The following is a 23,468-nucleotide window of genomic DNA, read 5'->3' on the forward strand; positions in this document are numbered from 1 at the left end:
AAACTGAAATATATGTGATTTATTCACAAATTGACCAGAAAAAGCTGACGGATTGTGACATAAGCCCTGTTCTAAGCCAGATTTCGGTTCAATGCTTAACCTTTTGGAGCGGTACTGATGAGTTTTACTCATTACGCCTATCGGGTTTTGCCCGCTAATAAACTGTAATTCGTAATGATACTATTATCTCGTCGTTAGCCAACTCTTCTTTTAATTATGTGAGGTTTCTATGAAAACGTTAATCGCTTCCGCTTTTGCCTTAACCACTCTTTTGCTGTTAACAGCGCCTTTGCCGTCGATGTCATCAACGATACCGCCGGTAAACAAAAAGTCGGTGTGGTTTCTGCTTCCGGTGCCTATTCCCTCGACGGGCTGACCAATAAACTGGCGGATAAGGCCGAGGCACAGGGCGCAACATCAATGAAAATTATCGCCGCTGGCGGTGAAAATAAACTTTACGGTGTGGCGGAAATTTATAAGTAATTCCCCCGTTCTGAAGACCAAATAAGCCGATATAAGCCCTTCTCCGGATTAATTTAATTCTATTGCGTACACCTGGTATCGGTGTCCTGGTTTGCTATTGTCTGGAATAAATGGATGTCACCGAACGCCCTGGCTGGCGTTCGGCATCTTTTATGAATCCGCCTCATAAGGTCAATCCCTGTCGCCAGGCTAATCATCGGCAAAAAATCTGTTAATTTACCTGCAGATACCGATTGTTCTCCGCACCTGCATGAATAACTTCTCCAGCAAGAAACCGACTATGACTACTCCTGTGATGGACGCTGTAACGCAACGGCGTGATTTACGTCTGTTGATTATCCTGAGCGCACTGATGTCGTTTGCCTCAGTATCAACTGACCTCTACCTGCCGGCGATGCCGGTGATGGGCAAGGATTTGCATGCTGCCAGCGGGGGAATCGAATTCACCCTTTCCGGCTTTCTGATTGGCTTTAGCCTTGGGCAATTAATCTGGGGGCCAGCGGGTGATCGTTATGGACGACGCATTCCGGTGGCGCTCGGTCTGGTGCTGTTTTTGATCGGCTCAATGGGTTGTGCCTTATCCACCACCATCACCCAGATGGTCAGCTGGCGTGTGATCCAAGCTGTTGGAGCCTGTGCCGGACCGGTACTGGCACGGGCCATGGTACGCGATCTCTATAGCCGCGAGCGTGCCGCACAAATGCTGTCGACGCTGATTTTATTTATGGCGGTTGCGCCGTTATCCGGCCCGATACTCGGTGGCCAAATCATGGCCTGGAGTAACTGGCATATGATTTTCTGGTTTATGGTGCTGCTGGGCGTGATTGCCATCGTCGGGCTGGCCTTTCTGCCGGAAACGCTCAACCCTGAATCACGCGCCACCACCCCGCTCTCCTATGCTTTGAAGGACTACGTCAAAATACTGAAGGATAAACGGGTCATGGGTTATGGCCTGGCGGGAGCCTGTTACTACGCGGGGTTTTACGCCTTTATCGCCGGTACGCCTTCTGCCTATATCGACTATTACCATATCTCACCGCAGATTTATGGCTTGTTGTTTAGCGTCAATATTATTGGCGTGATGGGTGCCAACTTTCTCAACAGCCGTACGGTGAAACGCATCGGCAGCGATCGTCTGTTCCATCTCGGCAGTACCATTGCGGCATTAGCCGGGGTGATGTTCGCACTGGATAGTCGCTCAGGCTGGGGCGGCATTAGCGGCCTGATCCTGCCATTTCTGGTTTATGCTGCCATGAACGGGCTGATTGTAGCCAACTCGGTTGCCGGTGCCTTAGCCGAGGCCACCACCAATGCTGGCGGTATCTCATCGTTAATTGGTGCCATGCATTATGGCTCAGGCATCTTTAGCGCCGCAGTGCTGGGATGGTGGAAAGATGGCTCTCCCTGGCCGATGGGTGCGGTTTTAGGTGCGGTTGCTATCACCGGTTGCGTTATTAGTTGGGGGCTGAAGCGTCATAACCACCTCTCCTCAGTCACAACGCGCCAGTAGTGCAACAAATTCATGAATAATGCTCATAGGTACATCCCGCGTATGGCATCTAATCCTCGGCCCGCAGCTTTGCTAAGGTTTAGCTGTTATTCAGAGACTGATTAAGAAGGAAGTAAACATGTTAAAAATTATCCCTAATGGTTCCGTACCCTCACGCAAAGGCCCGGAAGAGTATTTCACCGGCACCGTGCGTCTTGATGCACCTTTTAGTGGCACCGGGTCGGCTCAGGTGGGTGGCGCGACTGTGACCTTCGAACCGGGTGCGCGTACCGCATGGCACACCCATCCGCTCGGCCAGACGCTGATCATTACTCACGGTCAGGGCTGGATTCAGTGTGAAGGTGAAGAGACCGTGGTGATGAATCAGGGTGATATCATTTTTATCCCGGAAGGTGTGAAACACTGGCACGGTGCAACCCCCGACAATGCCATGACACATATCGCCATCGCCGAATCTGTCAATGGCAGCCCGGTTGACTGGATGGAAAAGGTCACCGACGAGCAATACAAGAAGTAACAACGCCTCTGAAACCGCTCAGAAAACCCTCTGCCCGGTGACGCACCGGGCAGAATGATTTTCTATAAATAACAATCGCCTGACCAATTATCGCACCAGAAAGTGGCCTGGTTCTCTCCTAATTTTCCGTTCTTGCCCCAAAACTGTGCTACAAAAGCATGGCTGTAATCTGATGACATTAACCCGGGGAACGAGATGAAAAGCGTAAAAGCCACATCAATTCGTGAGGTGAACGAGAAGCTGCTCAACGGTGAATTCAAAGAAGTTGTTATCGATTTTGATATCAGCAGTGATGACTTCTTTGCTCTCTCCGATTACTGGTGTGAGCGGGGGGCAAAAATCAAAAAAGAAGGTGAGCGATTTAAAATAAAACTGGGCAAAGCCAGTATCCCTGAACCTCCAGAAGATAAAAAATAATACCATCCTGCTGGCGCCCATTGACGCAGGGACGCGTCAATGGTCATTATAATATAATCATATTGGGAGTGAAATATTAAAACAGAATCAGGAAATTAAAATGCCAATAATTAATGATTACACATCAGCACACTTCTTTATCCGCACAAGTTCCAGTAATTCAGAACAGACCCGTAACATATCCAGCGACACAGCCAAACCTCAACTATTTATTTGTGAAATGAAATAATCTGACATCAATACCCACGCCATTGCCTGAGCATCTGCACCTAATAATCTGCTTACGAGAGATGGCATTTGCTGTGGCGTTAAGTGCAACGGAAAGCTGCGAAGACAGAGTGACACTGGCCTGGAATGATATGAAGATCTTTTACGCACGCAGTGGGAAAATATTTAAATATTCATTGATAGACTTTCTATTGACTAAGCCCCTGTTATCTTTGACGCTTCACTTTTTACAGGACGCCTGGTCATGACTCCCTCTTCTGGCGATAAAAAATACCTGCCGCGACTGGCAGCAGTGGTAATAACCGGATTACTTGCCGGGCTGGCAGGAATGCTCCTCGCCATGATTTTACACAGCATCCAGCATCTCGCTTTTGGCTACAGCATGGACCGGGTCATCAGCCCGGAATCTTTTCTGCAAGGGGTGACGGATTCACAGTATCTGCGCCGTATTGCAGCCATTGTAACCGGGGGCATCGTCGCCGGGTGTGGCTGGTGGCTGCTCGGCCGCTATGGGCGCAAGCGGGTCTCTGTCGCCGCGGCTGCTGCGCCATCTGGCGCAAGGATGCCGATGGGAACCACCACCCTGCATGCATTGCTGCAAATCATCACCGTCGCACTGGGATCTCCGCTGGGGCGTGAAGTTGCGCCACGGGAAATGGGGGCGCTGGCAGGGGGATTTATGGCTCGCCGGGTGGGATTGGATCCCGACGAAACCCGCACGCTGATTGCCTGTGGTGCCGGTGCTGGCCTGGCTGCGGTATACAACGTGCCGCTGGCCGGCGCGTTGTTCAGCCTTGAAGTGCTGCTGCTGTCGTTCAGCTGGGAGAAAGCGCTGGCCGCCATCATCACCTCCGCCATCGCGGCCTGGACGGCAACGCTGGGGCTGGGCAATGAATCACAATATCACTTTACCTCTGGCACCCTTTCCCACTCTTTCCTGGCGTGGGCGATTGTTGCGGGTCCGGTGCTGGGCTGTGCCGCATGGCTGTTTCGTAAAACCACCGGTGCCGCCCGCGCCGGTGTCCGTGCCAACTGGCAAATGCCGGTTTTTTGTTTGCTGGCGTTCGCGCTGCTCGCTGTTCTCAGCCTCCATTTCCCCCAGTTACCGGGCAACGGTAAAGGGCCGATGCAGCTGGCCCTGAGCGACAGTATTGATTACCGAGATGCGGCGTTACTGCTTGGGTTGAAGATGGTGGTCATTCTGGCGGTGCTGCGGGGCGGAGCCGAAGGTGGGCTACTCACCCCTGGGTTAACCGTCGGGGGGCTGCTGAGCCTGCTGCTGTGCTTTCTCTGGCAACTGGCTTTCCCCGGCGGTGACAACGGCAGCTTTGCGCTGGTGGGCGGTGCCGCCTTCCTCGCAGCATCAATGCAAATGCCGCTGACCGCCGTGACGCTGGTGATGGAGTTTACCCACATGGATCATGACTATTTTGTTCCCGCCCTGCTGTGCGCCGCCGGTGCTTTCGTTACCTGCCGGGTGCTGGAGAAAAAGCACGCATTCTGATGCGCGTTCCTCAATTTGCCCGGTTCAGCCGCCAGACCAGGGTTTGCCGGGCATGGGCAATCCTTGGCTGTCGCAGTGCGCTGGGCAGCCAGACCAGGTTATAACGTATTTCGGTATCTCCCACGGGGGCGTGCAGAGCGACCAACTCGCCGTTGTCGATATGCTGCTGGCACAAAAACAGCGGCATCACCGACCAGCCAAATCCCTGCAGCAGCAGGCTACGCAGACCCCGTAAATCCTGGCCGACAAGCGCAGGCAACAGGGTTTGGTATTTGATGCGATTTTTATCCAGCCAGTGATCGATCAGCGAAAGTTCAAGGTTATACGCCAGTAGCGGCTCCTGCAGCAGGCCCGCCGCACAATCGTGGCGGGTATGGATCCGCTCCGCTACCTCAGGGGCGGCTACCGCCACTACCTTGTCGCTAAAGATAACTTCCCCTTTGAGACGGCTATCGGTCACCGGATGCGCGGTAATCCCCAGATCACAGTGACCTTCAATGACCATTTGCGCCACCAGCGGACCATCACCGGTATGCATATGTACCCGGATACCGCTTTCCAGCAACGGCAACAGCTCCCCGGCCAGTTTATCCGCCATAAAATCGGCATGTCCGATAATTTGCAAAGTACCGCTGACATCCATCGAACGCGCCCTGGCCGAAGCGAGTGCCGATTCGGCGGTGTCGAGGGAGTGGCCAATATCCGCCGCCAAATCCTCAGCCGCTGGCGTGGGCATGACCCCTTGTGGCTGGCGTTCAAATAACGGTCGTCCGATCGCCACTTCGAGGCCGCTGATGTGCTGAGATACCGCAGGTTGCGTCAGGTTCAGCGCTCTGGCCGCGCCGGAAATTGATCGCTGACGGTAAACTTCCATAAAGGTGCGCAAACGAACCAGTGACATACGTCCCCATAAATTAATTTATACCCCCACGAAAATAGCCTTGTTAGCCGCGGAAATCCAGCGCGGTTAAGCTTGTCGCATCTTGAGTAAACGCATTCAGACAGGAAAAGATGATGAACAACGCTCCCCATGATCAACAGCTGCAGCACATCCTGCAAACGATGAAGAACGCCCATTTGCAGGCGGGTCCGGCTTCAGCTGAATTACGTCGTGACCGCCTGATGCGCAGCATCGCGCTGATCCGTGATAACCATGCTGCCATCAGCGCCGCGATCAGTGCTGATTTCGGCCATCGCAGCCTGTACCAGACCATGGCTGCCGACCTGGTCACCACCATCAATATGCTGCAACATTCCGCCGATAATCTGGCGCAATGGATGGAACCGGAAGCAGCCGAAGTACCGGTCCCGGGTATGCAGGCATGGATTGCACCGCAACCGCTTGGCGTGGTGGGCATCATCAGTCCGTGGAATTTCCCCATCAACCTCGCTTTCGGTCCGCTGGCAGGCGTATTTGCCGCCGGTAATACGGCGATGCTGAAACCCTCGGAGCTGACGCCAAAAACCTCCGAACTGCTGGCTGAACTGGTCGCGCGTTATTTCGACCCGCAGGAGCTGACCGTGGTGCTAGGTGATGCCGATGTCGGACAGGCGTTTAGCCGTTTACCTTTCGACCATTTGGTGTTCACCGGCAGCACCGCTGTGGGTAAACACGTCATGCGTGCTGCCGCAGAGAACCTGGTGCCGGTGACGCTGGAGCTGGGCGGTAAATCGCCGGTGGTGCTGGATGTGGATGCCGATGCCGCACTGGCCGCAGCCAGAACCATGACCATTAAAACCTTTAACGCCGGACAGATCTGTATTTCACCGGATTATCTGCTGCTGCCACCGCAGGCTGAAGCCACATTTGTCACCGCAGCCCGCAACTTTATGCGTCAGGCATTTCCGACTGTCCAGGCGAATCCAGATTACACGGCAATCATCAGCGATCGTCATTATCAGCGCCTGCTTGCGGTGCTTGACGATGCGAAAAGCAAAGGCGCACGGGTGGTCAGCCTGGCGCCTGAGGGTGAGCCGGATTTCGATGCCCGCAGCAGAAAAATCGCGCCGCATCTGGTGCTCGATGTCAGCGAAGAGATGCTTATCATGCAGGAAGAGATCTTTGGTCCGCTGTTACCGATGAAAACCTATGCGACCTCAGCCAGTGAAGCCATTGCTTACATCAATGCGCATCCGCGTCCGCTGGCTGCCTACTATTTTGGTAATGACCCGCTGCATCAGCAGCAGATGGCACAACAAACAACATCTGGCGCACTGGTCATCAATGATGTGATGACGCATGCTTCTCTCGACAGTTTACCGTTCGGTGGGGTCGGTGCGTCAGGTATCGGCGCTTACCACGGCATTCACGGCTTCCGACGTTTCAGCCACGCCAAACCGGTGGTGATTCAGGACGAGGCGGGAACCACAAACCTGCGGCTACGTGCGCCTTATCAGGAAAAAACGGCCATCATCGCCTCAATGCTTGACCAGTCATTCCAGACCCAACAGCAGTAATTCACTACGTAACCTGAGGATTTATCATGAAAGTGTTAATGGTACTGACGTCACACGCAGAACTGGGCAATACCGGTAAGAAAACCGGATTTTGGCTGGAAGAATTTGCTGCACCTTACTACGTGTTTAAAGACGCAGGTGCAGAGATTGTGCTGGCCTCTCCGGCAGGTGGGCAACCACCGCTGGATCCGAAAAGCGACCTGCCTGATTTTCAGACCGCAATGACCGACCGTTTCAAAGCCGACCCGGCGGCGCAGCAGGCGCTGGCGACTACCGTGAAGCTGGACACCGTTGACCAGGCGGCGTTTGACACCGTGTTTTATCCTGGTGGTCACGGTCCGCTGTGGGATCTGGCCGAGTCGGCCACATCCATTCAGTTGATTGAATCTTTTGAACGCTCAGGTAAACCGATTGGCTTCGTTTGCCATGCACCGGGCGCACTGCGCCATGTCAAAGCCGCCAATGGCGAACCGTTAGTGAAAGGTAAGCAGGTCACCGGTTTTACCAACAGCGAAGAAGCGGCGGTGGAACTGACGGATGTGGTGCCTTTCCTGATTGAAGATGTGTTTATCGCCCAGGGCGCTAAGTACCAGAAAGGTGCCGACTGGATGTCGTTTGTGGTGGAAGATGGCAATCTGGTCACCGGACAAAACCCGGCCAGCTCCGAAGATGTCGCCAAACGTCTGCTGAGCAAACTGGCTGGCAAGTAATCGCCACCCGCAATCCTGAGAAGGATTGCGGGCTGTTTTTATGCTAATACCGTCAGCCGCTTACGCTGTACCAGCCATATCAGCAACGCGCAGCCTGTCAGGACCATCTCTCCTGCGGTAATCCCTGACCAGCCACCCAGTTGCCACAGCGTACCTGCCAGAGAAGAACCGATCGCCCCACCGATGAAGTTGCTGACCACAAACGCCGTATTCAGACGGCTCCTTGCCGTGACATCCACCGCGAATAATCGCGTCTGATTGAGTACGTTGGTGGCCTGAATGGCGATATCCAGCAATAACACCGCAGCCAGAATGGCAAAGATGGAGGAACCCCCGATCTCGGCAATGATCAGGGACACCATCACCAGCAGCAACGCCCCACCTGTCGCACCGGCTGACCAACCACGATCGTGTAGTCGCCCGGCACGTCGTGCGGCCAGTGCGCCAGCCAGCCCCACAAGGCCGACCAGGCCAATCTGGCTGGCACTGTAACCGTAGGGAGCCGAGCTGAGTAAAAAAGTGAGCCCGGTCCAGAATAGCGTGAACACTGAAAACCCAATGGCCCCCAGGACCAGCGTAACCTGCACGGTAGGATGCTGACGCACGACCGTGATAATAGAACCCAGCAGCTGCGGGTATGAACCCGCTGCGCGTTTTTGATCGGCTGGCAAAGACCGTAACAGAATCAGGGCCAAAGCCAGCGTCATCAGCGCCGCGAGAACATAAATCGCACGCCAGCCGAAGGCATCGGCCACCAGGCCGCTGACCGTACGCGAAGCCAGAATGCCGGTCAGAACACCTGAAACCACGGTGCCGACGATTTTGCCGCGCTGGTGATCCGCCGCCAGATCGCCCGCTAACGGAATCAGTAACTGGCCCGTCACCGTGGTGAGACCAACAAAAAACAGTGAAGCCAGCAGGAAGCTAAACGTGGGTGCAAAAGCACAGGCAATTAACGCCAGGGCGGATACCGCCATAATGGCGGGAATCAGGCGGCGGCGATCGTGGCTATCTCCCAGCGGAACCAGTAACAGTACACCTAACGCATAGCCAATCTGTGTCAGGGTGACCAACAATCCAGCATGGCTATAAGAAACGTGAAATGCGTTGCCAATGTAGTCGAGCAGAGGTTGCACCCAGTAAAGGTTTCCTACCGCTATCCCCCCGGCGATCGAGAATAATAAGGTCAGGCTTTTGGTCATTCCCACAGAGTGAGAGGCATGTGCCGCTTTGGCCACGTTTTCTCCTTTTATTTTGCATTGCTTGATTATTGGGGCTGGAGCCGGAAATGCGTGTGGAGTGATTACGATGTGATGAGCACGGAACCAACACTATCACTGAAAATGACAGGCGAGTCTTTTAGCAAAATGTTAGCGCAAAATGAACCGCGTAAAGGTGAATAGTGTTATGAGCAAAAATCATAGATGCAGATGATAAAAGCGCAATAAATTGCGCCGCTACAGAATCGGGGCGTTAACAGATACTATTAACCCTTCCGCTATATTGTGAGCGTTTTATGGACCCGTTATCCGATGTGCTTCAGCTCTTGTCCGCCCAAAGCTATATCACCACCGGACAAACTACCGGAGCAAGCTGGTCGATGTGCTATCCCGGATTTTCCGGGATGAAGTTTATGGCGGTGCGTAAAGGAAAAATCTGGTTCCGTCTGGTGGCTGAAGATCACTGGCGTGCGCTTACTGCCGGTGACGGGGTGATCATCACCCGTTCAGCGCCATTCATCATGGCCTCCGATCCTGCCCTTACCCCGGTCGCGTCCGCCACCGTGCCCTATGTGAGAAAAAATGGCCTCGCCGATTACGGTGGTGACGACAGCCTGCTCCTGGCGGGGAAAATGGAGATCGATCCGGTCTCCGCAGAGCAGTTGCTGGATCTGCTGCCGCTGGTGATTCCGTTGCACGCCGATTCGGAGTCCTCCTCTACGCTCAGCTGGCTGATGACCCGGCTGCATGCCGAAAGCCAGTCTCACCGCCCGGGTTCCGCCGTCGCCGGGAACCATCTGATGCATCTGGTGATGATTGAAGGTATCCGCAGCTGGGTGCTCTCTGACGAGGCGCAGTTGCAGGGCTGGATGGGAGCGTTGCGCGACACGCGCATTATGCGTGCAATTACCGCCATTCACGCCGAACCGGCAAAAAACTGGCATCTGATGGAACTGGCAAATATCGCCGGGATGTCACGCGCCGGGTTTGCACGTCGGTTCAGCGAAACTACCGGCACCTCCCCGCTGAATTATGTCACGCACTGGCGCATGCAGATTGCCAGCAAAGCCCTCAGACTGAGTGCCGAGCCGATCAAGCAACTGGCTTTTCGCCTGGGCTATGCCTCCGAAAGCACCTTCAGCACCGTCTTCAGGCGCGTTTACGGGTTACCGCCATCAGCACATCGTCTGGCAAAACAGGACGGTCCGCTGCAGCATCTGGCCCCTTTCGCGGCCAATGAAGGCGAAAAATGAGACTCTCACAAAACAAATATAGATTTTAGATTATTAAAAATCTCAACCCACCTCTGTAACATACACTTCAGACACCAAACTGCTCTGTGGTTTCGCCTGCAACTTATACATTCATCAGTACGGTAGCGACCTACTGCCGTGGGTCCGCACCTCTTTGGAATAAACATGCATATAAAAAACACCACTCAGGACAAGCTGTTCACCACAGCGGTGTGTCTGGGTTTCGTTCTGGTCCAGCTTGATGTCAGCATCGTTAACGTCGGGCTGGAAACCCTGCGGCAGAATTTCCATGCCGGGATCGCTGACCTCGAATGGGTAATTAATACTTATTCCCTGCTTTTTGCCTCGCTGCTGCTGGGTGCCGGTACGCTGGGCGATCGCTTTGGTGTCAGGAATATCTTTGTCACTGGCATTTTAATCTTTATCGGCGCATCGCTAAGCTGTGCCTTTGCGCCCAGCATCTACTGGCTGGATATCGCACGCGGCATTCAGGGGGTGGGTGCTGCCCTGCTGGTCCCCAGTTCGTTGACGCTGCTGCGTCAGTATTTCGCTGATGGCAAGGCGCGTGCCGGGGCGATCGCCCTGTGGGCGGCGTCAGGCAGTTTTGCGCTGGCTGCGGGCCCGGTCGCGGGTGGTTTTCTGATTAAACTGCTGGGCTGGAAAAGTATTTTCCTGATCAATGTGCCAGTTGGTTTGCTAAGCGTATTTTTTACCCTGCGCTTTGCCCCGGTCAGCCCACGCTTTAACCGGAAGATTAAGGTTGTCAGCCAGACGCTGATTATTCTGGCGCTCGGGCTGCTGACTTTTGCTCTGACAGAATCCGGGCGCTTCGGCTGGGATAGCCGTATCACCTTATTGTCTTTGCTGGCCGGACTGCTCGCGCTGGCGCTATTTATTCGTGGCGAGAAAAAGTCGGCCGATCCGGTTCTGCTGCCATCGGTGTTGGGCAACAGGCTTATCCTCAGCGGAGTGGTAATCGGTTTTCTTTGCAATATGGTGTTTTATGGTGCCGTGTTCATTTTCAGTATTTTTTTCCAGAGTGAACTGAAACTCACCGCTTTGCAGGCTGGCCTGGCTTTTCTGCCAATGATGCTGTGTACCGCGCTGGTGAATTTCAGCAGTGGCAGATTGGGGCGATTGTTTCGTCTGCGCGGGTTATCGTCTGTGGGTAGCCTGGTCAGTTTTGTCGGTTTCGGCCTGCTGTTATTGATTAAGCAGGACTGGGGAACCTATCAGCTGTTTACCCCGATGATGCTCCTGGGTGCCGGAACGTCTCTGGCGATGCCCGGTGTGGCTAACCTGATTTTTTCTCAGGCGACACATGAGGAAGCCGGATCGGCGTCAGCCCTGTTTTCCTGCGCACGGCAGATGGGAGGGGTGATGGGCGTTGCGGTGTTCGGCCTGATGATCAGTGCCAGTGGTGATGAAAACCTGATTGGCGGCCTGAAAATGGTGGCGGCAACCGCCATGCTGATGACGCTGATTTGGTTAACCATCAGCAGAACCCGCTTACCGGCATAAATGGTATGACACAGGCCGGAAGGCGATTCCGGCCTGCATAAACTTAGTATTGGTAACCTGGTTTTTTAATTAACTCAGCTAAATGCGGTTTGATGATGGTGTCATAAACGTCACCCTTCCATTTTTCGGATGGAATTTCATTCAGTGCAACGGATACCGCATCGTCAGTGGTGCCCAGATGTTTTACCAGCGCAGCGGTAATATCATCAGCCAACGCTGCAAGCTGCTGTTCCGTCAGGTTACGTGGCAAACATTTAATATCTACATGTGGCATTTTTTATCCTTACGGGTGATTTGTACTGAATTTTACTTTACCTGTCGGAGAGTTCCCCGGAAAATGAACCCAATCCCGCCCGGATTGTGTTCATACCCCCCCCTTCGTCTGTGTCTTACCGCTCTACTCTTAACCTTATCTGACAGGTTAACTTCTGACTATGGTGTAAAAACAGGATGTAATGATGAAGGAATTTCATTAATGTCGCGCGATAACCTAAATGATCTGGTGGCCTTCATCACGGTAGCCCGCGAGCAAAGTTTTACTCGCGCAGCGGCAACACTGGGCGTTTCCCAGTCGGCGCTCAGTCATTCCATGAAGGCGCTGGAATCCAGACTGGGGTTGCGCCTTCTCACTCGTACCACCCGCCGCGTCTCGCCCACAGAAGCGGGTGAACGTTTATTACAGGCACTCGGTCCGAAGCTGGATGAAATCAAAAATGAGCTGGATGCGGTACTCGACCTGCGGGATAACCCGACCGGCGTGGTGCGCGTAACCGCGACTGATTATGCGATCACCTATTTGGTCTGGCCGAAACTGGAAAAATTCCTGCCTGACTATCCGGATATCCAGGTAGAACTGATCACCGATTATGGGCTGACCGATATTGTTGCCGGCCGCTTTGACGCCGGGATCAGGCTGGGAGAGACCGTTGCTCAGGGCATGATCTCGGTAAGAATCAGTGACGATGTCCGTTTTGCCGTGGTGGGTTCGCCTGACTATTTTCAACGTTATCCCACCCCGCTCCATCCACGCGATCTGGTAGCGCATCGCTGTATTAATCTTCGCCTGCCGACGCATGGCGGCTTATATGCCTGGGAGTTTGAAAAAGAGGGGGAAGAGCTACGCGTCAGGGTTGAGGGCCAGACCGTTTTCAACAATATCTTCCATGTACTCGATGCATCGGTGAGTGGTTTTGGCCTGGCGCATGTACCGGAAGATCTTGCAGCCCCGCTGATCGCCGAGGGAAAACTGGTGCGAGTGCTGGAAGACTGGTGTCCATACTGGGATGGCTACCATCTCTACTATCCAAGCCGCCGGGCACCCTCCCGCGCCTTTACCCTGATGGTGGATGCGCTGCGCTATCGACGGTAGTATTGAGTGACCCCGTCTTACAAGACGGGGTCACTCTACAGCGATCCTCTGTACTTAGCGCATTTGCAAAATAATCACATCACTGCTGGCCGGATCGGTGCGCTGACGCAAATCATGCACATCTTTTTCGCTCACCGGCACGCCGGTATTCCCCCAGGAAGAGCGGATAAAACTCAGCACATCCGCCATTTCTTTATCGGACAGCTGTTTGCGGAACGGCGGCATACGATAAGCATCCGGCATGCCATTCGCCACCACGCGTGCCGAGCCATTCAGCGTCACATTGATTGCCGACGATTGATCCACCAGCATGGAGGTCGCCCCGGCCAGCGGCGGGATCCACGGTGCCTGTCCACGACCATCAGCACCATGACAGTTGCTGCAACGGGCCATAAAGGTCTGTGCCCCTGGGGTGCTGAGTCTTGCCGGCAGGCTCAGTTTGTTGATCGAATCACCATCATATTTCCATGCCTGAGGTTGGTTGTTGCTGCCCGCAGGTAAGGACTTCAGATAATGTGCGATAGCTTTAAGATCGTCATCGCTCATGTATTGCGTCGAGTTATTAAACACATCCGCCATCGAACCAAACACCACACCATGCTGATTACGTCCGGTTTTCAGGAACTGATACAGGTCGTCTTCACTCCAGCGCGCCAGCCCGGTATTGATGTCCCCGCGCAGACTCGGGGCATACCAGCCATCCAGCGCTGCACCGGCGACAAAATGCGGGCTGTCGGCATCGAGACCTTTTTCATTAAAGGCCAGGCCACGCGGCGTATGGCAGCTGCCACAGTGACCCGGTCCCTCGACCAGATAAGCGCCGCGATTCCACTGCGCATCCTGGCCGGACTTTGGCTGCCAGGGACCATTAACGGTAAACACACTATTCCAGAAGGCCAGTGGCCAACGCATATTTAACGGCCACGGAATATCACTGGGTTTATTGGGTTGATTGACCGGCTTAACCGCGTATTTGAACCAGGCGTAAAGCGCGGCAACGTCCTCATCACTCAGTTTGGCATAGGAAGGATAAGGCATCGCCGGGTAGAGACGATGCCCATCGCGTGCAACGCCATGCCGTACCGCTCGGCTAAATTCGGTCAGGGTATATTCACCGATGCCCGTTTCCTTATCCGGGGTGATGTTGGTTGAATAAATATTGCCGACCGGTGTCGCCATTTTTAACCCGCCCGCAAACGGCGCGCCATCTGGCACACTGTGGCAGGCAACACAGTCACTTAATCGGGCAACATATTCCCCCTGTTTCAGCAACTCAGCCGACGGGGGATTCAGGGACTCATTCACTGCGATGTTATCTGTCGGGGTACGCATTACCCACGCCACAACGCCCAGGATAACGATCAATAAAGCGAACACCACACTGATACTGCGCTTGGTCATATTGTTATTCTCCGGCTTCAGTTCAGGATTACGCGAAGTTGTGGCGTGATAGCGGCATGCTGCGAACACGCTGGCCGGTGAGCCTGAACACCGCATTGGCGACAGCCGGGGGAATAGCCGGAAGTGGCGGTTCGCCAATCCCTCCCATTTTTTCACCACTGGCTACAATCCTGACGTGGACGTTGGCCATACCTGAAGGCGGCAGAATCGGGTACATATCGTAATTACGGGCGACGGGTTTTCCCTGCTCATAGACGCTTTCTTCCAGCAGCACCTGGGATAATCCCAGCGCGACAGCACTGTTCACCTGCGCTTCCACAATCGCCGGGTTAATGATGCTGCCGGGATCAATCGCTTCCCAGACTTCATGGACTTTCACCCTGCCATCCACAATCGACACTTCAGCGATGGCGGCAGCCTGAGTACCAAAAGGAGAGGCCATCGCGATACCCCGCGCACGTTTCGAGCCATCAGCAGCGTCATAAGGACCGGGTTTCCAGCCACCGGAGAGTTCAACTACGGCATTGAGCAAATGAGTCAGCCGTTGATTGCCTTGTAAAAGATGCAGGCGCAATTCAAACGGATCTTTTTTTCCGGCAACGGCGATCTCATCGAGGAAGCTTTCGTAGAGAAAATCATTCATCGAGTTGCCTACCGAGCGCCAGTAACCCAGCATCACCGGCCCTTTTTTGTAAATCTGGGCAATACGGCGATGCGGAATGTCATAGGCTTTGCCGGTCAATCCCTCGACGGCGCTGGGATCCAGTTTGGCACCACGTTTACCGACAATGCCCTCGGTAGGGCCTTCGGTAATACTGACCACCTCAAGCGCCACCGGATAGCCCGCCTCATCAAGCCCGGCCTGAAAACGGACGGCAGCCATCGGGCGATGGGTGTCGCGTAAAAACTCCTCTTCACGGCTCCAGATCACTTTCACAGGACGCCCGACCGCCTTCGCCAGTTCAATTGCCTGGGGATACACCATCGCCGTGTCATAGACAAAGTGTCTGCCGAAAAAGCCCCCTAACAGCGGCGAATGGATGAAAATCTTTTCGGGCGGCAGCCCGGTGCGTTTTGCGGCGTCAGCCTGGAACATTTCCGGAGCCTGATTAGGCAGCCACAGTTCGAGGGTGCCGTCAGCGTTAAAACGCGCCAGGGCAGAGGGTGGCTCTAATTGCGCATGGTTCAGATACTGCGAATGATACGTGGCTTGCAGCGTGCTGTGGGCGCTAGCTAATGCCTGGCTGACATTGCCTTTAGTCTCGGCATCGTCACCCTTACCCGGTTCATTCGCGAGTGCCTCTGCATGTTGGTCTGAGGAGAAATCTGCTGGCATATAACGCTCACGTGCCGATTCATCGGGTTCATTCCAGCTGACCTGTAAGGCTTCAACGGCTCGCTTAGCGTGCCACCAGCGCTCGGCGACCACCGCTACGGCTCCCGGTAAGCGATGCACCGAATGAACGCCTTTCATACCTGAAACCTGTTCTTCGTTACGGATCTCCCCCACCGACAAACCGAGGCGCGGTGCATGCTGAACCGCTGCCTGCAACATGCCTTCCACCTTACAATCAATGCTATAGATTGCCTGGCCGGTTGATTTTGCGTGGATATCAAGACGTGGGACGGGTTTGCCAATCCAGCGAAATTGTGCCGGGTCTTTCAATTTAATCGTGTCTGACGCAGGTACGGGCAGATCCATGGCACGCGCGGCCAGCTCACCATAGGAGAGGGACTTGCCGGATGCCGGATCGATCACTTTACCCGGTTCCGTGATCAGCGAACTTAGCGGCACCGCGAGTTCTGCGGCGGCGGCCTGGAGTAACATGTGGCGTGCCAGTGCGCCGAGGCGGCGCATGGTGTCGTAACTCATGCGCACCGACATACTGCCCCCGGTGATGCGTCTGCCGCCCTCCATCACTTTGTAATCGTTACCTGCTGGCGCATTTTCGACAATGAACAGCGAGGGGTCAGCATCCAGCTCCTCCCCCACGATTTGCGCCATGCCGGTGAAGATACCCTGCCCGCCTTCAACAAATGGGGAAAGGAAACGGATGCTGTTGTCGGGACGAATTGCCAGGAAGGCGGGTACGCGCGTCCCGGCAGCGACGGTCGCGTTAGCATCCTGCGCCCGCGCCTCGCCGAGCGGCAGGCCAAAACCCAAGACAAACGCCCCCGCCACGGTTCCGGCCGAGGCAAGGAGGAAACGTCTGCGTGAGAGATTGGTCGCCTCTCCCTCTGTCATTTGTGCCAACGAGGCGGTGAAGATGTCCGCAGAGAATTTCATGCTTCACCCTCCTGTGCGGCAACCTCATGGATGGCCGCTTTGATGGCGTTATACGTGCCGCAGCGGCACAGGTTGACCATCGCCGCCGCAATCTCTTCATCAGAAGGATGCGCAATCTGTTTCAACAACGCCGTCGCCGCAATCACCTGTCCTGACTGACAATACCCGCACTGCGGAACCTGGTGCTTTATCCAGGAGGCCACCACGCGCTTGCCAACCTCGTCGCTTTCTATCGCTTCGATGGTAGTAATCTGCTTACCGGCCAGCTTATCTATCGGCGTGACACAGGAACGGACCAGTTGCCCGTCAACCATCACTGAACAGGCTCCACATTGCGAAAGACCGCAACCATATTTCGTCCCGGTCATCGCCAGATCATCACGAATGACCCAGAGCAACGGGGTATCGGCGTCTGCATCGACCTGAACCGTCTGATTATTGATAAAAAGTTCCATAGCTCTCCAGTAGTTTGCTTCAATTGTTATTATGAAAACGATGCGACAAACATCACTGCAAAAATTCAGACTGTTTAATATCAGCCAGTCATGACAGGTGGGACATACAGAGGGTACGGGTGGTGGTATTTAATTTACGTAATGCACGAAATGATTGTAGCCATGAGTAAAATAGCTTTGTAGCGTTATTGCCTGATATCAGTTATGAGTGATTTTAATTAATATCGCCACGTCTCCGGCCATTTGAACGTACGAATTATAGACTCTCCACATCATTACATCCCGCCAGGAAAGGATTTAATGCCGTTAAAATCGCATAAATCGATAAAAACGAGGCACTTTCGGTCACGCATTCGATGGTAATATCCCGCGCGCAGTCTTTCGCATTAACAGAATAATATTGATTTTTTAAGGCAGACATAACGTGAAAAAGATCTTCAAACTTTCACTGGTAGCATCATTAATGGGTCTCTCGGGAATGGCCGCTGCGGCGCAGCAGGATTCCAACGGTTTCCTCGACGATAGCCATCTGGATGTGTTGTTACGCAATGCGTACATCAACAGGAATTATAAAGACGACGGCATTCGCACTCGCCGCGAGTGGGGACAAGGCATCATCGCCAATTTCTCCTCTGGATTCACTCAGGGACCGGTCGGATTTGGCGTCGATGGTCTGGCGCAGTATGCGGTTCGACTGGATGGCGGCCGTGGCCGTAGTGGCGCAGGCGGCATCGATTTCTTTGCCCAGGATAACGATGGCAAGGCAAAGTCAGATTTGGCTAAATTCGGTGCCACGGCAAAAATGCGCTTCTCCAACACCGTGCTCAGCTACGGTACACAGCGCCCGGTTCTGCCAATCCTGACCGCCGATGATTCACGCCTGCTGGATGAAACCTATACCGGTTTCATGATCAACTCGCAGGAAGTTGCCGGATTAAACGTTTCAGCCGGTTATTTCACCGATGAACAGCAGAAAAGTGACGACAGCCATAATACCGGCCTGAAATCCCTGAGCTTTGCCGGGGCCAGTTATCAATTTACCGATCAGCTGAGTGGTGCATTTTACGCGTCAAATGTTGAAGACGTGATTAACAAGCAATATCTCGGTCTGAACTACAAAGCGCCAATTGCGGCTAATCAATCCTTTGGCCTGGATTTCAACGGTTATAACTCACGCCTGAGCCAGGAATATGCCGATCAGCTCGACACTGGCCGCAGTAATACCATCTGGAGCCTGGCTGCCAGCTATACCTTCGATATCCATACCTTCAAAGTTGCTTATCAGCAAAGCAGCGGGAGCACCGGTTACCATTATGGCGGATACCGTAATCAGGGTGGCGTAGGCGATGGCGGCAACACCATCTGGCTGGCGAACTCTTACTGGTCTGATTTTAATGGTGAAGACGAGCGTTCATGGCAGGTGGCTTACTCCATCGATCTGAGCGGTGTCGGTATCAATGGTCTGAGCTATGACGTTGCTTATGTCCGTGGTGACAATATCAAAACCGCAGCGACCGATAATGGTCACGAGCACGAATTCTTCAACCAGCTGCAGTATAAAGTGCCGGATGGTGTCGCGAAGGACCTGAAAGTGAAACTGCGCTTCTCCTCATTGCGCGTCTCGTCTGATGCTTCAGACTATAATGTCGGCGGTAATGAAGTCCGCGTATTTGTTGAATATCCGTTCTCTATCCTTTAATTAAAAAATGGCAGCTTATCGCTGCCATTATAATAACCGCACGATTCCGTAGCGGCGCGATTCATCGCGCAATTCTGAGTACGGTGCCGGTAAACCCCGCGCAATAACTTGCTCCGCTACAGCCTGATAACCCCTATGAATCCTGCTCATCAATCATGCCGCAAAAGGTGTATTTTTCCGGGCCTGTTAAGCTTTAAGGTTGCCCTGAACTGAATAAATACCTTGCTGCCGGAGGCAGTATGAACGATGAATTTAACCTCAGCCGCCGGGCATTGTTTCCCTTCCTGACCGGCGTTTCCCTGCTGGCGCAGGACGCCGTGGCGCAGCCCATCTCTGGCTCGATCCTCACCGGCCAGTCAGATACGCTGGTGGCCTGGCATTCCCGCAGCGGCAACACGCGGGTGATTGCCGGTATTATTCAACGCGCCCTTAAGTCTGACCAATATGAAATTCTCCCCCGGCAACCCTATCCTGCTGATTACCTGGAAATGGTTGAGCAGGCGAGCAACGAGAGAAAAAGCGGCTTTAATCCCCCCTTACTGAATAATCTGGCCGACCTGAAAAAATATAAAACGGTCTATCTTGGTTATCCTATCTGGGGCATGAGTCTGCCTTCTATCATGCGCTCCTTTTTAGTTCGCCATGATTTATCTGGAATAAATATCATCCCTTTTATCACCCATGGCGGGTACGGCATTGGGGATAGTCTTGATATTCTGGCGAAATCCGCCGCAGGCGCGACTATTTCAGCGCCTTTTATTATGCAGGCCGATCAGGAGCGCCAGACGATGGAAAAAACCCTGGGCTGGCTGGAATTCCAGGCGAGGAGAAAATAACCGTGATCCAATGTAAACGCGTCTATGATCCTGTCAGTGATGACGATGGCTACCGGGTACTGGTTGATAGACTCTGGCCGCGCGGAATTAAAAAGACCGATCTTCATTATGACGAGTGGTGTAAAAACCTCGCTCCCTCAACAGGATTGCGTAAAGCCTTCCACGCTGAAACCCTTGATTTCACATCGTTCAGTGAAAGCTACCAGCGGGAATTGCTCGCACATCAGGATGAAGGCCACCAGCTGGTTGAGCGGGGTAACAACGGCACCGTCACCCTGTTATATGCGGCGAAAGATACGCAGCACAACCATGCTGCAGTGCTGGCACAGTGGCTGCGTTCACTGGAGTCATCGGCTTAGCTTTTACCAAACAATTCAGGTGCCCACAGGCTCGCGTCCACCTGTTTAAACCGGGCACGAATGAAGTGTTCTTTCAGATGGAATGGCACCGTGCAGTCAAAAATCGTTTTGGTGGTAGTGCCCTTCGCCGTAACGCGCGGATCGTAAAAAGGTTGCTGCGTCGGGTCGAGCACATGCCCGGCGATACCGGGAACAAACAGGGTATCGAGATCGCCGACATAACGGGTCTGCAACGCCCATAACACATCGTCGGTATCGAACAGGTCAACATCCTCATCGACCAGAATGACATTCTTCAGCTCGCGATACACCGCCAGCGCAATCAGTGCTGCCTGGCGTGTCATACCATCATCACCGGCATTCTTCTTCTCCACCTGCAACACTGCCAGAAACTTACCGCCGCCTGCGCTGTGGGCATAAACATTTTTCACCAATCCTGGTAACGCGTCCTGACACTCAATATGGATACTGGCTTCAGTGGGGATCCCTGCCAGGCTGACATGTTCTTCACCCGGTCCCACCAGCGTTTGCAGGATAGGATGGGTACGGGTAGTGATCGCTTTGACCTTTATCACCGGCAGCGAAGGGTTGGCATCACCGGTATAACCAGGAAACTCCGGCATCGCTTTGCCGGTTTTGCTGTTTTGATCTTCAGCGACACGCACCTCGGGCAAGATCTCACCTTCAATCACAATCTCGGCACGCGCAATTGCCCGTTGCTTAATAGTTAAGCATTCCACCAGCTCTACAGGTCGTCCCCGCAAGCCGCCCGCAACGCATAACTCATTAAAACCAAATGGCGTGGTTGGCGCTTCAAATTCCGCACCGATATAGATAGCCGGATCCAGTCCCATATTGATGGAGACGGCCAGTGGTTTGCCTGCGGCTTCCGCCTTCTGCCGGAAGGCATCAATATGGCGGCCCGGAGCAAAGAAGATGGAAAGTTCATCTGCGCTCTGCACGCACAGACGATGGATAGTGACATCAACGTTGCCGCGATCATCTGGGTCACTTCCCAGCACCAGACCGAGGCAAAAATAGGGGCCTGCATCTTCGGTAGTATTTGTCGGAGCTGGCAGGATTTTACGCAGGTCGAAACCTTCGTCTCCGGCGCGATACACCACTTCCTGGCAAGGGGCATTTTCCCGCTCCACCACCACCGGCGGCGTGACATTCTTACGTGCTTCTGCCATCTGGATACCCAGCTCACGTACCGGAGCACCCAGCAATGCGCTCACCCTTTCGCGGCTCGCCATTAAACCAACCAGTACGCGCGCATCGGGAAAGCCTTTTATCTTATTGAACGTCATGGCCGGACCGATGCGCGTTGGGCGCATCACTGTCCCGCCAGCACCGATATAACGGTAAACCCCTGCCAGTTCAGCGTTTGGGTCCACTTCGCGATCAGTTTCAATATAGTGACCTGGCATGGTCTTTAGCAGCTCAATGGCTGAGCGCAAATCGTTAACCGGAGGCACCTTCCAGCCCTGTGGGTGCGGTTCACCGGGTTTGACAACGTGATAAGTGACAGGTTTTTTCTGTGGCATGGTGGCTTGTCCTCAGGCGCGTTCGGCGAAAGTTTTCAGATGAAAAAGCACTTCACCCCAATAAGTGTTGCAGAACGGCAAATGTGGATCGCTCTCTGCCCATTCTCCGTGCGTCAATTCCACCAGCGTGCGGCCATCATCCAGATCGGAAAGTGAAAAAGTGAGGGTTTTACCGGCGTGACTATCGGTTTCTTCCTGTGACGTTTGAACAATCAACGCATCGCTCTCCAGTTGATCGGTTCGCCAGCTGAAGCAGGTTTCGGGTTTGGGACGCAGCGTCAGCACTTTGCCGGGTGCAATCTCTCCCTCAACCTTCCCGGCATGCCATGCTGCCATGTGGTTGATGTCGGTAAGTGAGGCATACACCGCATGGCGGCTGGCAGAAATTTTAATCGCATGGTGAAGCGTGATCATCGTGATCCTCCCTGGGGGATAATGGGATGAATCAGAAGTATAGGAACAGTTGCTGAACGACGTTGATCCGATTTGGACCTGTACCCGCCAGCCAGACACCGGCGGGTATAGCAGTTATCGGCGGGTTTCAGCCACAGCAGGTGGCGGCGTTCAGTGATTTTTTTATTGGCGGGCTGGATAAGAAATGAGCCGGTTGTTCTTATGCTGCGAGTATTATAACAACATAACAATTTAATAAAATAATAATAAGGTGCACTCCCTGTCGGTTACCGGAACATGCCATACTATGACCATTCACTCATAGCTATCGTCCAGGGTTTGCACGCCGGGGAGACACCGCTTTATGAAACATCTGCCGCCAACCGCGACCTTACGCGCCTTTGAAGTCGCCACCCGGCATTCAACCTTCACCTCGGCTGCAGAAGAATTACATATCACGCAAAGCGCCGTCAGCCATCAACTGAAAAATCTCGAAGACATCTGGGGGTTACCGCTTTTTCAGCGTGGAAAAACCTTAAGTCTGACGCCAGCTGGCGCAGCCCTTGCCCCGATAGTGCGTGAATTCTTTATGAATCTGGATGCCACCCTGGCCGATCTCCACGAGCAAAACGGCAGGTTCCGGCTGAGGGTGAACACCACTTACTCCTTCGCACTGAAATGGCTGTTACCCCGTTTACCTGATCTGACGAGACAACACCCGGAAATCCTGGTAACGCTGGAATCCAGCGATAAAGTGATCAATTTTTCCAGTTCTGATTCGTACGTGGCGATCCGTTTCGGCAACGGCAATTATCCCGCACTGCACTCCGAATTTATGTTTCGGGAGCAAATCTTTCCGGTAGCCAGTCCGGCGTTGCTCAGCCGTTTTGGCACCCCGCAGGAACCCGCCGAATTATTACGTTATCCCCTGCTCACACGTGACGGTGCTGATCTGGTGCCCAAATGGGAGAGCTGGTTTAAACAGGTTGGCGTCAGCATTCCGGCACTGAAGGAAAACGTCCGGCTGGCGGATACCAATATGACACTTGAAGCTGCACTGCTGGGCCAGGGCATCGCTCTGGCGCGCAGTGGCCATGTGGAAAAAGAGATTGGCGAGGGTAGCCTAATCCGCTTATTCGATACGCCCTTTCCCTCCCCTATCGCCTACTATTTTGTTTGCCCGAAAGGGTTAGAAACGCAGCCGCATGTGGTGAGTTTCCGCAACTGGCTGCTGGCAGAGTCGCGTAAGGCACAGGACCTGTATCTCTGAAGCATGAGTTTTTATTCATACCATAATGAAAA

General features: G+C 53.7%; 23 protein-coding genes. 15 read left to right on the forward strand and 8 right to left on the reverse strand.

The window, feature by feature from the left end; genetic code table 11:
• The first annotated feature begins 336 nt into the window (after nucleotides 1-336).
• The 6 genes from PW844_RS29465 (at nucleotide 337) to PW844_RS16885 (ending at nucleotide 4,659) form a co-directional block, all read left to right on the forward strand.
• Complete coding sequence (locus tag PW844_RS29465) at nucleotides 337-483, forward strand: YdgH/BhsA/McbA-like domain containing protein (RefSeq protein ID WP_367187762.1); 147 nt, start codon at nucleotides 337-339, stop codon at nucleotides 481-483.
• A 280-nt stretch (nucleotides 484-763) separates the two neighbouring features.
• Entirely contained in the window at nucleotides 764-1,993 is a 1,230-nt protein-coding gene (locus tag PW844_RS16870) for a Bcr/CflA family multidrug efflux MFS transporter (RefSeq protein ID WP_299454140.1), read from the forward strand.
• Nucleotides 1,994-2,111: 118 nt separating this feature from the next.
• Nucleotides 2,112-2,510 carry a cupin domain-containing protein gene (locus tag PW844_RS16875; RefSeq protein WP_299454143.1) on the forward strand — a complete coding sequence of 133 codons (399 nt, stop codon included), beginning with the start codon at nucleotides 2,112-2,114 and terminating at the stop codon, nucleotides 2,508-2,510.
• Nucleotides 2,511-2,705: 195 nt separating this feature from the next.
• Complete coding sequence (locus PW844_RS16880; RefSeq protein WP_299454146.1) at nucleotides 2,706-2,927, forward strand: hypothetical protein; 222 nt, start codon at nucleotides 2,706-2,708, stop codon at nucleotides 2,925-2,927.
• Between the two features lie 290 nt (nucleotides 2,928-3,217).
• On the forward strand, nucleotides 3,218-3,403 hold the full coding sequence (locus tag PW844_RS29470) for a hypothetical protein (RefSeq protein ID WP_367187763.1): 186 nt from the start codon (nucleotides 3,218-3,220) through the stop codon (nucleotides 3,401-3,403).
• Entirely contained in the window at nucleotides 3,400-4,659 is a 1,260-nt protein-coding gene (locus PW844_RS16885; RefSeq protein ID WP_299454149.1) for a chloride channel protein, read from the forward strand. Before PW844_RS29470 ends, PW844_RS16885 begins: the two co-directional genes overlap by 4 nt.
• 10 nt (nucleotides 4,660-4,669) lie before the next feature.
• Here PW844_RS16885 and PW844_RS16890 read toward each other — a convergent pair whose 3' ends face one another.
• Nucleotides 4,670-5,560, reverse strand: a complete 891-nt coding sequence (locus PW844_RS16890) for a LysR family transcriptional regulator (protein ID WP_299454152.1) — start codon at nucleotides 5,558-5,560, stop codon at nucleotides 4,670-4,672.
• A gap of 113 nt (nucleotides 5,561-5,673) precedes the next feature.
• Between PW844_RS16890 and PW844_RS16895 the strand changes: the two genes are divergently transcribed.
• Together PW844_RS16895 and PW844_RS16900 are read left to right on the forward strand one after the other, a co-directional pair.
• Nucleotides 5,674-7,116 (forward strand): coniferyl aldehyde dehydrogenase, encoded by a 1,443-nt coding sequence (locus PW844_RS16895; RefSeq protein ID WP_299454604.1) that lies wholly within the window; start codon nucleotides 5,674-5,676, stop codon nucleotides 7,114-7,116.
• Between the two features lie 26 nt (nucleotides 7,117-7,142).
• The gene (locus PW844_RS16900) at nucleotides 7,143-7,826 is read left to right on the forward strand and encodes a type 1 glutamine amidotransferase domain-containing protein (protein WP_299454154.1); all 684 of its coding nucleotides are present in this window, start codon (nucleotides 7,143-7,145) and stop codon (nucleotides 7,824-7,826) included.
• A 38-nt stretch (nucleotides 7,827-7,864) separates the two neighbouring features.
• On the opposite strand, the gene PW844_RS16905 is transcribed toward PW844_RS16900, so the two are convergent.
• The gene (locus PW844_RS16905; RefSeq protein ID WP_299454157.1) at nucleotides 7,865-9,064 is read right to left on the reverse strand and encodes an MFS transporter; all 1,200 of its coding nucleotides are present in this window, start codon (nucleotides 9,062-9,064) and stop codon (nucleotides 7,865-7,867) included.
• A 278-nt stretch (nucleotides 9,065-9,342) separates the two neighbouring features.
• Here PW844_RS16905 and PW844_RS16910 point away from each other — a divergent pair, with 278 nt between their 5' ends.
• Together PW844_RS16910 and PW844_RS16915 are read left to right on the forward strand one after the other, a co-directional pair.
• Nucleotides 9,343-10,299: an AraC family transcriptional regulator gene (locus PW844_RS16910; protein ID WP_299454160.1), complete on the forward strand. Its 957-nt coding sequence runs from the start codon at nucleotides 9,343-9,345 to the stop codon at nucleotides 10,297-10,299.
• Nucleotides 10,300-10,464: 165 nt separating this feature from the next.
• Nucleotides 10,465-11,820 (forward strand): MFS transporter, encoded by a 1,356-nt coding sequence (locus PW844_RS16915; protein ID WP_299454163.1) that lies wholly within the window; start codon nucleotides 10,465-10,467, stop codon nucleotides 11,818-11,820.
• 43 nt (nucleotides 11,821-11,863) lie between these two features.
• On the opposite strand, the gene pptA is transcribed toward PW844_RS16915, so the two are convergent.
• Nucleotides 11,864-12,094 carry a tautomerase PptA gene (gene pptA, locus PW844_RS16920; RefSeq protein ID WP_084879355.1) on the reverse strand — a complete coding sequence of 77 codons (231 nt, stop codon included), beginning with the start codon at nucleotides 12,092-12,094 and terminating at the stop codon, nucleotides 11,864-11,866.
• A 201-nt stretch (nucleotides 12,095-12,295) separates the two neighbouring features.
• On the opposite strand from pptA, the gene PW844_RS16925 reads away from it, so the two are divergent.
• Complete coding sequence (locus PW844_RS16925; protein ID WP_299454169.1) at nucleotides 12,296-13,189, forward strand: LysR family transcriptional regulator; 894 nt, start codon at nucleotides 12,296-12,298, stop codon at nucleotides 13,187-13,189.
• Nucleotides 13,190-13,243: 54 nt separating this feature from the next.
• Here the strand turns inward: PW844_RS16925 and PW844_RS16930 are convergent, their stop codons facing one another.
• From PW844_RS16930 to PW844_RS16940, 3 genes are read right to left on the reverse strand one after another with little or no spacing between them, the layout of a single operon-like run.
• Nucleotides 13,244-14,590, reverse strand: coding sequence for a cytochrome c (locus PW844_RS16930; RefSeq protein WP_299454172.1), 1,347 nt, complete (start codon nucleotides 14,588-14,590; stop codon nucleotides 13,244-13,246).
• Between the two features lie 28 nt (nucleotides 14,591-14,618).
• Entirely contained in the window at nucleotides 14,619-16,877 is a 2,259-nt protein-coding gene (locus tag PW844_RS16935) for a xanthine dehydrogenase family protein molybdopterin-binding subunit (RefSeq protein WP_299454175.1), read from the reverse strand.
• Nucleotides 16,874-17,332 carry a (2Fe-2S)-binding protein gene (locus tag PW844_RS16940; protein ID WP_299454177.1) on the reverse strand — a complete coding sequence of 153 codons (459 nt, stop codon included), beginning with the start codon at nucleotides 17,330-17,332 and terminating at the stop codon, nucleotides 16,874-16,876. Before PW844_RS16940 ends, PW844_RS16935 begins: the two co-directional genes overlap by 4 nt.
• 424 nt (nucleotides 17,333-17,756) lie before the next feature.
• Here PW844_RS16940 and PW844_RS16945 point away from each other — a divergent pair, with 424 nt between their 5' ends.
• The 3 genes from PW844_RS16945 to PW844_RS16955 all read left to right on the forward strand — a co-directional run bounded on the left by PW844_RS16945 (nucleotide 17,757) and on the right by PW844_RS16955 (nucleotide 20,226).
• Nucleotides 17,757-19,031 (forward strand): OprD family outer membrane porin, encoded by a 1,275-nt coding sequence (locus PW844_RS16945; protein WP_299454180.1) that lies wholly within the window; start codon nucleotides 17,757-17,759, stop codon nucleotides 19,029-19,031.
• A 239-nt stretch (nucleotides 19,032-19,270) separates the two neighbouring features.
• Nucleotides 19,271-19,867, forward strand: coding sequence for a flavodoxin (locus PW844_RS16950; protein ID WP_299454182.1), 597 nt, complete (start codon nucleotides 19,271-19,273; stop codon nucleotides 19,865-19,867).
• A gap of 2 nt (nucleotides 19,868-19,869) precedes the next feature.
• Nucleotides 19,870-20,226, forward strand: a complete 357-nt coding sequence (locus PW844_RS16955; RefSeq protein ID WP_299454185.1) for a DUF488 domain-containing protein — start codon at nucleotides 19,870-19,872, stop codon at nucleotides 20,224-20,226.
• On the opposite strand, the gene PW844_RS16960 is transcribed toward PW844_RS16955, so the two are convergent.
• Both PW844_RS16960 and PW844_RS16965 read right to left on the reverse strand, forming a co-directional pair.
• Nucleotides 20,223-21,656, reverse strand: coding sequence for a UbiD family decarboxylase (locus PW844_RS16960; protein WP_299454607.1), 1,434 nt, complete (start codon nucleotides 21,654-21,656; stop codon nucleotides 20,223-20,225). The genes PW844_RS16955 and PW844_RS16960 overlap by 4 nt on opposite strands.
• A gap of 129 nt (nucleotides 21,657-21,785) precedes the next feature.
• Nucleotides 21,786-22,187 (reverse strand): SRPBCC domain-containing protein, encoded by a 402-nt coding sequence (locus tag PW844_RS16965; RefSeq protein ID WP_299454187.1) that lies wholly within the window; start codon nucleotides 22,185-22,187, stop codon nucleotides 21,786-21,788.
• Nucleotides 22,188-22,530: 343 nt separating this feature from the next.
• On the opposite strand from PW844_RS16965, the gene gcvA reads away from it, so the two are divergent.
• Nucleotides 22,531-23,436 (forward strand): transcriptional regulator GcvA, encoded by a 906-nt coding sequence (gene gcvA / locus PW844_RS16970; protein WP_299454189.1) that lies wholly within the window; start codon nucleotides 22,531-22,533, stop codon nucleotides 23,434-23,436.
• Nucleotides 23,437-23,468: the final 32 nt, after the last annotated feature.

The sequence above is a fragment of the Pantoea sp. genome, from assembly GCF_028283705.1.
GTDB lineage: Bacteria > Pseudomonadota > Gammaproteobacteria > Enterobacterales > Enterobacteriaceae > Pantoea.

Bases quoted from the DNA above. Each gene is read 5' to 3' on its own strand.
- gcvA (WP_299454189.1), top strand. From the start codon at position 22,531: ATGAAACATCTGCCGCCAACCGCGACCTTACGCGCCTTTGAAGTCGCC.
- PW844_RS29470 (WP_367187763.1), top strand. From the start codon at position 3,218: ATGGCATTTGCTGTGGCGTTAAGTGCAACGGAAAGCTGCGAAGACAGA.
- PW844_RS16900 (WP_299454154.1), top strand. From the start codon at position 7,143: ATGAAAGTGTTAATGGTACTGACGTCACACGCAGAACTGGGCAATACC.
- PW844_RS16870 (WP_299454140.1), top strand. From the start codon at position 764: ATGACTACTCCTGTGATGGACGCTGTAACGCAACGGCGTGATTTACGT.
- PW844_RS16935 (WP_299454175.1), bottom strand. From the start codon at position 16,877: ATGAAATTCTCTGCGGACATCTTCACCGCCTCGTTGGCACAAATGACA.
- PW844_RS16950 (WP_299454182.1), top strand. From the start codon at position 19,271: ATGAACGATGAATTTAACCTCAGCCGCCGGGCATTGTTTCCCTTCCTG.
- PW844_RS16885 (WP_299454149.1), top strand. From the start codon at position 3,400: ATGACTCCCTCTTCTGGCGATAAAAAATACCTGCCGCGACTGGCAGCA.
- PW844_RS16910 (WP_299454160.1), top strand. From the start codon at position 9,343: ATGGACCCGTTATCCGATGTGCTTCAGCTCTTGTCCGCCCAAAGCTAT.
- PW844_RS16890 (WP_299454152.1), bottom strand. From the start codon at position 5,560: ATGTCACTGGTTCGTTTGCGCACCTTTATGGAAGTTTACCGTCAGCGA.
- PW844_RS16875 (WP_299454143.1), top strand. From the start codon at position 2,112: ATGTTAAAAATTATCCCTAATGGTTCCGTACCCTCACGCAAAGGCCCG.
- PW844_RS16965 (WP_299454187.1), bottom strand. From the start codon at position 22,187: ATGATCACGCTTCACCATGCGATTAAAATTTCTGCCAGCCGCCATGCG.
- PW844_RS16915 (WP_299454163.1), top strand. From the start codon at position 10,465: ATGCATATAAAAAACACCACTCAGGACAAGCTGTTCACCACAGCGGTG.
- pptA (WP_084879355.1), bottom strand. From the start codon at position 12,094: ATGCCACATGTAGATATTAAATGTTTGCCACGTAACCTGACGGAACAG.
- PW844_RS16925 (WP_299454169.1), top strand. From the start codon at position 12,296: ATGTCGCGCGATAACCTAAATGATCTGGTGGCCTTCATCACGGTAGCC.
- PW844_RS16960 (WP_299454607.1), bottom strand. From the start codon at position 21,656: ATGCCAGGTCACTATATTGAAACTGATCGCGAAGTGGACCCAAACGCT.
- PW844_RS16940 (WP_299454177.1), bottom strand. From the start codon at position 17,332: ATGGAACTTTTTATCAATAATCAGACGGTTCAGGTCGATGCAGACGCC.
- PW844_RS16930 (WP_299454172.1), bottom strand. From the start codon at position 14,590: ATGACCAAGCGCAGTATCAGTGTGGTGTTCGCTTTATTGATCGTTATC.
- PW844_RS16880 (WP_299454146.1), top strand. From the start codon at position 2,706: ATGAAAAGCGTAAAAGCCACATCAATTCGTGAGGTGAACGAGAAGCTG.
- PW844_RS16895 (WP_299454604.1), top strand. From the start codon at position 5,674: ATGAACAACGCTCCCCATGATCAACAGCTGCAGCACATCCTGCAAACG.